General features: G+C 74.4%; 8 protein-coding genes and 1 pseudogene. 1 reads left to right on the top strand and 8 read right to left on the bottom strand.

Annotated features, from left to right (window positions below):
* Positions 1 to 58 precede the first annotated feature (58 nt).
* The gene (locus ACWGB8_RS36600; RefSeq protein ID WP_452217979.1) at positions 59 to 1,024 is read right to left on the bottom strand and encodes an aldo/keto reductase; all 966 of its coding nucleotides are present in this window, start codon (positions 1,022 to 1,024) and stop codon (positions 59 to 61) included.
* Positions 1,025 to 1,168: 144 nt separating this feature from the next.
* Here ACWGB8_RS36600 and ACWGB8_RS36595 point away from each other — a divergent pair, with 144 nt between their 5' ends.
* On the top strand, positions 1,169 to 1,369 hold the full coding sequence (locus tag ACWGB8_RS36595; RefSeq protein WP_452217978.1) for a hypothetical protein: 201 nt from the start codon (positions 1,169 to 1,171) through the stop codon (positions 1,367 to 1,369).
* Between the two features lie 33 nt (positions 1,370 to 1,402).
* Here the strand turns inward: ACWGB8_RS36595 and ACWGB8_RS36590 are convergent, their stop codons facing one another.
* From ACWGB8_RS36590 to pelF, 7 genes and pseudogenes are all read right to left on the bottom strand, one after another.
* Positions 1,403 to 2,416 (bottom strand): endo alpha-1,4 polygalactosaminidase, encoded by a 1,014-nt coding sequence (locus ACWGB8_RS36590; protein WP_452217977.1) that lies wholly within the window; start codon positions 2,414 to 2,416, stop codon positions 1,403 to 1,405.
* 17 nt (positions 2,417 to 2,433) lie between these two features.
* Entirely contained in the window at positions 2,434 to 3,126 is a 693-nt protein-coding gene (locus ACWGB8_RS36585) for a spherulation-specific family 4 protein (protein ID WP_452217976.1), read from the bottom strand.
* Positions 3,123 to 4,028, bottom strand: a complete 906-nt coding sequence (locus tag ACWGB8_RS36580; protein ID WP_452217975.1) for an NAD-dependent epimerase/dehydratase family protein — start codon at positions 4,026 to 4,028, stop codon at positions 3,123 to 3,125. Before ACWGB8_RS36580 ends, ACWGB8_RS36585 begins: the two co-directional genes overlap by 4 nt.
* A gap of 137 nt (positions 4,029 to 4,165) precedes the next feature.
* A pseudogene (locus ACWGB8_RS36575) lies at positions 4,166 to 4,873 on the bottom strand (nucleotidyltransferase family protein); the annotation flags it as partial.
* A gap of 42 nt (positions 4,874 to 4,915) precedes the next feature.
* Positions 4,916 to 5,911 (bottom strand): SDR family NAD(P)-dependent oxidoreductase, encoded by a 996-nt coding sequence (locus tag ACWGB8_RS36570; RefSeq protein WP_452217974.1) that lies wholly within the window; start codon positions 5,909 to 5,911, stop codon positions 4,916 to 4,918.
* Positions 5,912 to 5,959: 48 nt separating this feature from the next.
* Complete coding sequence (locus tag ACWGB8_RS36565) at positions 5,960 to 7,540, bottom strand: hypothetical protein (protein ID WP_452217973.1); 1,581 nt, start codon at positions 7,538 to 7,540, stop codon at positions 5,960 to 5,962.
* Positions 7,537 to 9,042, bottom strand: coding sequence for a GT4 family glycosyltransferase PelF (pelF, locus tag ACWGB8_RS36560; RefSeq protein WP_452217972.1), 1,506 nt, complete (start codon positions 9,040 to 9,042; stop codon positions 7,537 to 7,539). The genes ACWGB8_RS36565 and pelF overlap by 4 nt, the downstream gene beginning before the upstream one ends.
* Between the last annotated feature and the right edge of the window lie 133 nt (positions 9,043 to 9,175).

Below are 9,175 nucleotides of genomic sequence, written 5' to 3'. Positions count from 1 at the left end.
GTCCACAGCCTGTGGACGGCGCCGACTCGCGTGCTGCCGCGTCCGGCGCGGCCCGGGCTCAGGCGGAGGCGGCGTCCAGCAGGGCGGTCTCCTCGGCGGTGAGGCGCAGCGAGGCGGCGGCCAGCAGCGGGGGGAGCTGCTCGACGGTGCGGGCGCTGGCGATCGGGGCGGCGACGGTCGGGCGGGCCGCCAGCCAGGCCAGGGCGACGGTGGCGGGTTCGACGCCGCGGTCCAGCGCGACGGCGTCCAGCGCCTCCAGCACCTTGGGGCCGCGCGGCTCCGCCAGGTAGCGGGCGGCGCCCTGGGCGCGGGCGCTGTCCACGTCGGCGGCGCCGGGGCGGTACTTGCCCGTCAGGAAGCCGGAGGCCAGCGCGAAGTACGGCACGGTGGAGAGGCCGTGCGCGGCGACGGCGTCGGCGAGCGGGCCCTCGAAGGTCGACCGGGAGACCAGGTTGTAGTGCGGCTGCACGGCGACGTACCGGGCGAGGCCCTCGCGCTCGGCGAAGGCCAGGGCCTCGGTGAGCCGCTCGGCGCTGATGTTGGAGGCGGCGACCGCGCGGACCTTGCCGGCCCGGACCAGCGTGTCGAGGGCGGTGACGAACTCCTCGACGGGGGTGTCGTCGTCCCGGTGGGTGTAGAGGAGGTCGATCCGCTCGACGTTGAGGCGGCGCAGGGAGGCCTCGGTGGCGGCGGCGATGTTGGCGGCGCCGAGGCCGGTCGCCTCGGGATGGATGCCGACCTTGGTGGCGATCACGACGTCGTCCCGGTTGCCCCGTGAGCGCAGCCAGTTGCCGATGATGGTCTCGGACTCGCCGCCGCTGTTGCCGGGCACCCAGGAGGAGTAGGTGTCGGCGGTGTCGACGAAGTTGCCGCTGGCGGCGGCGTAGGCGTCGAGCACGGCGAAGGACTGGGCCTCGTCGGCCGTCCAGCCGAAGACGTTGCCGCCGAGGGAGAGCGGGAACACGGCGAGGTCGGAGGAGCCGAGCTTCACCCGGCCGGGAGCGTCACTGCGGATTTCGGTCATGAGGGAAGTCAACCCGATCGGGCGGGCGGCCATTCCGCGGGCGGCCGGGTGTTCACACGGCTGTCGCACCGCCGTCGCAGCCGTGCGACGGGAGGGGTGGACCGGGGTGTCGGCCGGGCCTGCGGATTCGTTAGAGTCCGTGCCATGGCTGACAACGACTACGACCCCGCCGGCAGCACGCAGATGTTCCGGGCGTTCGTCGACGAGAGCCCGGCGCCGCAGGCACCGGGCTCCGTCTCCACCTACGGCAGCAGCAGCGGCGGCAGCCGTACCGGCGTGATCGCCGTGGTGGCCGTGGTGGCGGTGGCGGTTCTGGCCGCCGTCGTCTGGCTGGCGGTCAAGTAACCCTGCGGCTGGTCCGCCTGGCGGCGGAGGTGTTCAGCACGGCTTCCGCCAGGCGTCCAGTTCGAGCTTCTTCTGCATGGAGCTGAGGTTGAGAGCCTTGCTCTGCGTGCAGAATCGTTCCGTCCCGAGCTTGTACTCGACGTGGAAGACGGCCTTGCCGGCCTGGATGAACGGCGAGAGCCGGGCGCACTCGTTGAACTCCGCGCACTCCTCGTTGACCGCGAAGTCGAAGTCGCCGACCAGCGCGGGGATCTGGTCCAGGTCGTTCTTCAGGCCGATGGCCATGCCGCGCTCGTGCGCGAGCTGGGCCAGCATCCGGTTGTAGCGGAGCTGGTCGTCGGCGGTCAGCGGGAAGCCGCTGTTCTGGTTGTACGCCTCGATGGTGTCCGGCTCGACCGCGTCGAAGCCCTTGGCCTTGCACATGTCGAAGCGGGCGGCCATCAGCGGGCGCAGCTGGTCGATCTTGCGGATGTCGAACCACTTCTCGCCCTTCCAGCCGTTGCTGGAGCCCTGCAGGGCCTTGGCGAAGGCGGCCGAGTCCGAGCGGAAGTCCTCCCAGGAACCGGCGTTGATGTAGCAGATCACCTTGCGGCCCTTGGCGTGCAGCGCGGCGACCACCGAGGCGTCGGTCTCGAAGCCGTCGATGTCGTACACCGGTACGTCCACCGAGGTGTCGACGTTGCCGCCGAGCTGCCACTGCCAGGCCAGCCCGGGGGCGGGCTGCCAGCGGGCCGGCTGGCCGCCGGAGGGCTTGCCCGGGGCGGTGGTGCCCGGCGGGGTGCCGGGCGCGGTGGTGGTCCCGGGGGCCGGGGTGCCCGGGGGCGTGCTGCCCGGCGGCGTCGTGCCGGGCGGGGTGGTGCCGTGCTCGGTGGTGCTCGGGGCGGGCGTCGCGGCCGGGGCGGTGGACGCCGGGGCGGTGGACGCCGGCGGCGCGGCGGTCGCGTCCGCGGACGGGGCGTCCTCGTCGCTGCCGGAGCTGCAGGAGGTCGCCAGCAGGGCGGTGGCGAGGACGAGCGAGGCCAGGATCGGCCGGGTGCGTCGGGTCACGGTCTTCTCCGGATCGGTCAGATCGGCTCGACGGCGCTCAGGCCGTGCGGAAGGGTGCTCCAGGGGTTCGCCCCGGTCCCGGGGACGGCGCAGCCGACCCCGGCCCGGCGGCCGGCGATCAGCGCGGTCGCCTCCCGGGCCCGCTGGGCGGGGACGTCGTACACCAGGTGGCAGAAGCGGGCGGCCGCGTGCCGGCCGGTCCACAGCGGGAGGGTCAGCGACTGGTACGCCTCCCAGTCGCCCTCGAAGGTCACCAGCAGGTCGGCGAGCCCGACCTCGGCGTACCCGGGGTCGGGGTGGTCGCCGTGGCCGAACACCACCGTGGTGCAGCCGGCCGCGCGGGCGGCCGTGGCCAGCCGCCGGTAGTGGGCCAGCGCCCCCGGCTGGGTGGCGACCTGGTCGAGGTACACGCCGGTGGTGCCGTGGCGCTGGCGGTACGTGAGGATGTCGGCGACCACGGCCGCGTGCGGGCGGCGGCCGTAGTCCGTGTCGGCGTAGCCCAGCAGCGGCAGCCCGGCCTCGCGCAGCCGCTCGACGGCCTCGGTGAAGACGCCGTCGGGGGTGTCCCCGGGGCCGTCGGCGAGGTTGAGCACGACGGCCGAGATCCGGGCGGGGTCGGCGGCGGCGACCGCCTGCCAGGCCGCCGGGTCCACCGCGGGGTGGACGTACAGCGGCACCAGCAGGCGGCCGTCGTGGCTGGCGCCGGTCATCCGGCGGCCTGCGGTTCGGTGCTGAGCCACAGGTCGCGCAGGGTGTCGGCGAGGTCGGTCGCCGGCTCCCAGCCGAGCGCGCGGGCGGCGGCCGAGACGTCGGCCTGCTGCCAGGAGACGGCGGCGGAGCGCTCGGAGCCCGCCCCGCTCTCGTCGATCCGGCCGGTGAACCCGGCCGCGGCGACGAGGCCGTCGGCGATCGCCCGGACCGGCCTGGCCCGCCCGGAGGCGAGATTGAGCACCCGCGGCAGCGGGCCCTCGGCGGTGACCGCGAGGCCGACCGCCCGGGCGATGTCCCGGGCGTCGACGAAGTCGCGGTACGCCGAGAGGTCCCCGACCCGCACCACGCCCGCCGCCCCCTCCGGGGCGGCCCGGCGCAGTTCGGCGGCGAGCCGGCCCGGCAGCGAGCCGGCCGGCGCACCCGGGCCGACCGGGTTGAACACCCGCAGCACCACGGCGTCCAGCGGCGAGCCGGCCACCGCGAGGGAGCCGGCCAGCTTGGTCGCGCCGTACACGCCGCCCGGGCGGGCGTCGGACTCCTCGGTCAGCGAGGTGCCCTGCGCGCAGGCGCCGTACTCGCCGGCCGAGCCGATGTGCACCAGCCGGGCCTTCGGGGCGCCCGCGGCGAGGGCCTCGCAGAGCACGGCCGGGCCGCGCGCGTTGACCTCGGCCAGGGTGACGGCGCTGCCGGAGACCGCCCCGGCGAAGTTCACCACGGCGTCCGGGGCCAGTGCGGCCAGGTCCTCGGCGAGCGGCTCCGGGCGGGCCGCCGCGAGGTCCAGGCGCAGGTCGTGCCGGGGCCGCCGGCCGGCCGTCAGCACCTCGGCGCCGGGCAGCGCGGTCAGGACGTCGGCGGCGTGCCGGCCGAGGAAGCCGTCCGCGCCGAGCAGCAGGATTCTCACGCGGCCCGTCCGTCGTTCTCCGGGCCCGCGCCGACGGGGACGGCGGTCGCGGGCTGCCCCTCCGAGTCCGCGGCGCTGCGCGCGGCCGGGATCGGCGGCTCCTGCCCGCCGGGGACGGCGTACAGGCCCTCGGGCTCGCCCGGGAGCAGCTGCGAGCGGATCAGCGCGAACTCGGCGTTGGCGCGGTCGTAGTCGTCCGGGCGGCCGATGTCGAGCCAGTAGCCGCCGAAGTCGTACGCGGACGGCGGGGTGTCCGCGCCGAGCAGGTCGAGGACCAGCTCGTCGAAGCCCAGCGGCAGGCCCGGGGTGTACTTGGCGAGCGCCGAGCGCGAGACGCCGTAGACGCCCATGGAGACCCGGTAGTCGATGCTCGGCTTCTCCTGGAAGCCGGTGATGGAGCCGTCGTCGGTGGTCAGCACCCCGAAGTCGATCTTTACCTGGCGGGCGTAGGTGGCGATGGTCAGCGGCGCGCCGGACGCCTCGTGGTGCTTGAGCACCCCGGCGAAGTCCAGGTCGGTCAGGATGTCGCCGTTCATCACCAGGAAGTTCTCGGGCAGCCGGTCCTGCATGGTGAGCAGCGGGCCCATGGTGCCGAGCGGGCTGTCCTCGACCGCGTAGCCGACGCGCAGGCCCCACTGGGAGCCGTTGCCGACGTAGGCGCGGATGATGTGGCCGAGGTGGCCGATGGCCAGGGTGACGGTCTTGAAGCCCGCGGCGGCGAGCTGGCGCATCACGATCTCCAGGATCGCGTGCTGGTCGCCGATCGGGACGAGCGGCTTGGGCAGAGCGGTGGTGTACGGGCGGAGCCGGACGCCCTTGCCTCCGGCCAGGATCACTGCGTGCATGGTGTTTCCCCCACGGAATCGGTGCGACTGGAGCCCAGCAGGTCAGACGTTGTAGATGTCGGTCTTGTAGCGGGCCAGGTTCGCCGGGTCGCGGAAGAACTCGATGGTCTGCTCCAGGCCCTCCTCCAGGGAGAAGGCCGGGGCCCAGCCGGTGGCCGCACGCAGCCGGGAGGCGTCGGCGACCAGGCGCATCACCTCGGAGTTGGCCGGGCGGATGCGCTGCTCGTCCTCCTTGACCACCACGTCGACGCCCATCAGCTTGCCGACCAGGGTGACCAGGTCGCCGACCGAGATCTCGCCGCCGGTACCGGCGTTGAAGGTCCGGCCGACCACCGTCTCGGCGGGCGCGGTGCCCACCGTGCGGAAGGCCAGGGCGGTGTCCTTGACGAACATGAAGTCGCGGGTCGGCCGCAGGTCGCCGAGGGTGATCTCGGTCTCGCCGGCCGCCAGCTGGGCGATCACGGTGGGGATGACGGCGCGCATCGACTGGCGCGGGCCGAAGGTGTTGAACGGGCGCAGCGTCACGACCGGGGTGCCGAAGCTGGCGTGGTAGCTGTCCGCCAGGCGGTCCCCGCCGGCCTTGGATGCGGCGTACGGGGACTGGGTGTTGATCGGGTGGTCCTCGGTGATCGGCACGGTCTGCGCGGTGCCGTAGGTCTCGCTGGTCGAGGTGTGCACCAGGCGCGGGATGTCCAGGTGGCGCACGGCCTCCAGGACGTTCAGGGTGCCGGTGACGTTGGTCTCGATGTACGAGTGCGGCGCCTGGTAGGAGTACGGGATCGCGATCAGTGCGGCGAGGTGGTAGACCGCCTCGGTGCCCTTGACCAGGCCGGTGACGGAACCCGGGTCGCGGACGTCGCCGAGCACGATCTCGACCGAGTCCAGCACCTCCTTGTCCAGGGTCTCCAGCCACCCGAAGGAGGAGAAGGAGTTGTACTGCACCATGGCGCGGACCCGGTGCCCGTCGGCGACCAGGGTCTCGACGAGGTGGGAGCCGATGAAGCCCTCGGCTCCGGTGACGGCGACAACGCTGCTCATACTGAAGGTTCGCTTTCTGCGATGGGGACGGCCGAGCTGTGTGGTTGCTCAGCGGTGTTTGGTGGTGCGGCCGAGCACGGGCCCGGCGATTGCGGTGAGGACGACGGCCGCCGCCCCGCAGCCGAACAGCTGCAGGAGCGTCGGGTCCGCACCGGCCAGCAGCCCGGCGCACTCGGCGCCCGCGGCGGCCAGACAGATCAGGGCGGTGCTCCAGCTGAGCCCGAAGGCGTTCAGCAGCAGCGCCAGCCAGAGCGCCGCGCCGAGCAGCAGCAGCGCACCCAGCTCCCGGACGCCCAGGTCGGGGGCACCGGGCCAGAGCACCGTCGCGGCGGCGTCCAGGGCCGCCACGGTGGTCAGGTAGATGAAGAGGCAGCCCAGCAGGATCCCGCCGGTCCGCCGGGCGAACGCCCCGGCGGTGTGGCTGGTCCGCAGCGCGGCCACGGCCAGCGCCCGGTAGCGGAACAGCAGCCACTCGGCGAGGCCCAGGCTGAGCGTCAGCGCGACCATGGCCGGCCCCGTCGGGCTGGCCGCGGCCCCGCTCACCACGCCGTCGCGGATTGCCTGGTGGACGGTCACCCCGAGGCCGGCGATCAGCGTGAGGGTGCCGACCGACAGCCCGAACAGCAGGTGCGGGACCTCCTGGAGCAGCGGCAGCCGCAGCTCCGTGGCGTCCTGCTCGCTGCGCACGCAGCGGACCAGCTCCCGGGCCGCGAGGCCGAGCGCCAGCGCCAGCGAGGCGACCAGCACGACGGTCCGCACCGCCTGCGGCACGTCCACCGCCAGCACCACGCCCGCCCCGACGGAGGACGGCGCGAGCGCGACCAGGAGGAACTTCTCCCGGCCCAGCACCAGCAGCACCGTCGCCGCGCCCAGGTAGAGCGACTGCCCGGCGGCGAAGCACAGCGCCCCCAGCGGGCCGCCGATGACGTACCCGGCGGTGGCGGAGACCAGTGCCCCCAGCGGCGCCCCGACGGCCAGGCAGACCCCGGCCGAGCGCCGCCGCCCGCGGCCGAGCCAGGCGTACGAGCGGTGCGCCAGCGCCTGATTCCAGGACCAGCTGACCAGGGTCGCCACGGACAGCGCGAGCATGCCCGAGGGCAGGCCGAAGCGCATCCGGGTGGCCGCGAACAGGTTGGCGCCCAGCAGGTAGCCCAGACCGGGCAGGGCGAAGACCAGGCCGCGCACCACGCAGCGCCACGGGTCCGCCCGCCAGGGGTTGGCGAACTCCGCGCTCGGCCCCGGGTAGCGGCGCTGCACCTTGCGGAACAGCTCCTCGGCCACGGTGAACGCGTCCGGCCGGCCGTACAGCAGCGCGGCCTGCTCGTCGGAGAGCCCGTCGGACTCCAGGAACGCCGCGATCTCGTACGGGTGCACGGCGTCGGCGCAGATGTCGGCCAGCCGCTCGGCCAGTTCGTCCAGCGGGTCGGCGGAGAGGTCGAGCCCGTCCTCGGCCGCGGCCTGCTCCGGCAGCACCGGGCGGCGGCGCTTGCGCGGCAGCACCCGCAGCTGGACGGTCTCCTCGGGCGGGGCCGTGCGCAACCGGCCGGTCTCGTCCGCCCGGGGCACCCGCAACTGCACGGTCTCGTCGGGGCCGGCCTCGTACGGCACCAGCCTCAGCGGCCCGCTCATGCACCCACCTCGCTGCGCTCGGCCACCAGGGGCTGCTCCCAGTCGGGCACCGGGGCGGCGTCCTCGACCGCGACGACGCCCTCGGGCAGCCAGCGGGAGGTGCCGAGCAGCTCGGTGTAGATGCCGCGGAAGCCGTCGATGTTCTGGCGGAGCGTGAACTGCTCGATGACCCGGAGCCGGGCCTGCTCGCCCAGCCGGGCCCGGCGCTCCGCGTCGCGCAGCAGCTCGATCGCGGCGGCGGCCATCGGCTCGGGCTCGCGCGGCGGGACGACCAGTCCGGTGTCGCCGACGGCCTCGCGTACTCCGCCGACGTCGGTGGAGACGGTGGCCCGGCCGCAGGACATGGCCTCGATCAGGGTGAACGGGAAGCCCTCGCTGATGGAGGAGAGCATCACCACGTTGCCCGCCGCGTAGGCGTCGGTGATATCGGCGACGCGGCCCTCGAAGACCACGGAGTCGCCGGTGCCGAGCTCCTCGGCGAGCGCGACGCAGCGGTCGCGGTAGGCCTCGCCGCCCTTGGGCGTGCCGCCGAAGAGGCGCAGCCGGGCGTCGGGTATCTCGCGCCGCACGATCGCGAAGGCGCGGATCAGCGTCTCCAGGTCCTTGATCGGGTCGACCCGGCCGGCCCAGCTGAGGGTCGGCGTCTGCGGCTCCGGGCCGGCCGGCGGGAAGGCCGCCGGGTCGACGCCGTTGTACACGGTCCGGATGTGCGCGGACGGCGTGCCGCCGCGCTCCTCCCAGCGCCGGTTGTAGCGGTTGCCGGGGGTGACCAGCGCGGCCCGCCGGTAGCTCTCCTCGGCGAGCATCCGGTAGAAGCCCAGCAGCAGCGCCTTGACCGGCCAGCGGTAGGGGCCGGTGCGGTAGCCGAGGTAGCGCTCGCGCAGGTAGATGCCGTGCTCGGTGAGCAGGAACGGTACGCCGTACTGCTGCGAGGCGATCAGCCCCGGCAGGGTGGCCAGGCCGCCGCTGGCCGCGTGCGCGACGCCGTCCTGCGGCGGGGCCGCGGAGAGCGGGCGCAGCGCGTGCTCCAGCAGGTCGGTGGCGTTGAGCGCGTCGTGCAGGGTGGGCCGGGCGACGGCGGTGGGCAGGTAGTCGCGGGTCCAGACGTGCTGGAGGGTGCGCAGGGCGCGCTCGCTGCGCAGTGCGGGGCTGAGCAGCCCGCGCTGGGCGAGGTCGGCGAAGCCGTACAGCTCGGTGCCGAAGTGGGTGGTGTAGACGGGGTCCAGGACGGAGTGCAGGAAGCGCTCGTACGCGTGGAGGAACCGCCGCATCTCTCTGCCGCGCGGGGGCTTGGCGTCGGACGCCGGGCCCCAGAGCGGAGCGGTGGTCACGGAGCGCACGTTGGCGGGGAGTTCCCAGGCCAGCGGCTCGTGCCCGGTTCCGGTGACGGCGATCACGTCGAAGTCGACGTCGGGCATGCCCTGGACGAGCTGGTCGCACCAGACGCTGACACCGCCGTGCTGGTGCGGGTACGTCCCCTCGGTGAGCAGGGTGACGCGCATGTCCTGTCCCCCCTCCTGTCCTTGCATCAAACGCCCGGCGCGGTCGACCGCGCCGGGTCCGGTGGTGGGGGGGGGGGGGGGGGCCGCCCCCCCCCCCCGACACCATTGGCCGGAAAAGGCGGCCGGGGCGGCC

The organism is Kitasatospora sp. NPDC054939 (assembly GCF_053610105.1).
The sequence above is the reverse complement of the archived record's forward strand: the minus strand, read 5'-3'. Positions and strand labels throughout refer to the sequence as shown.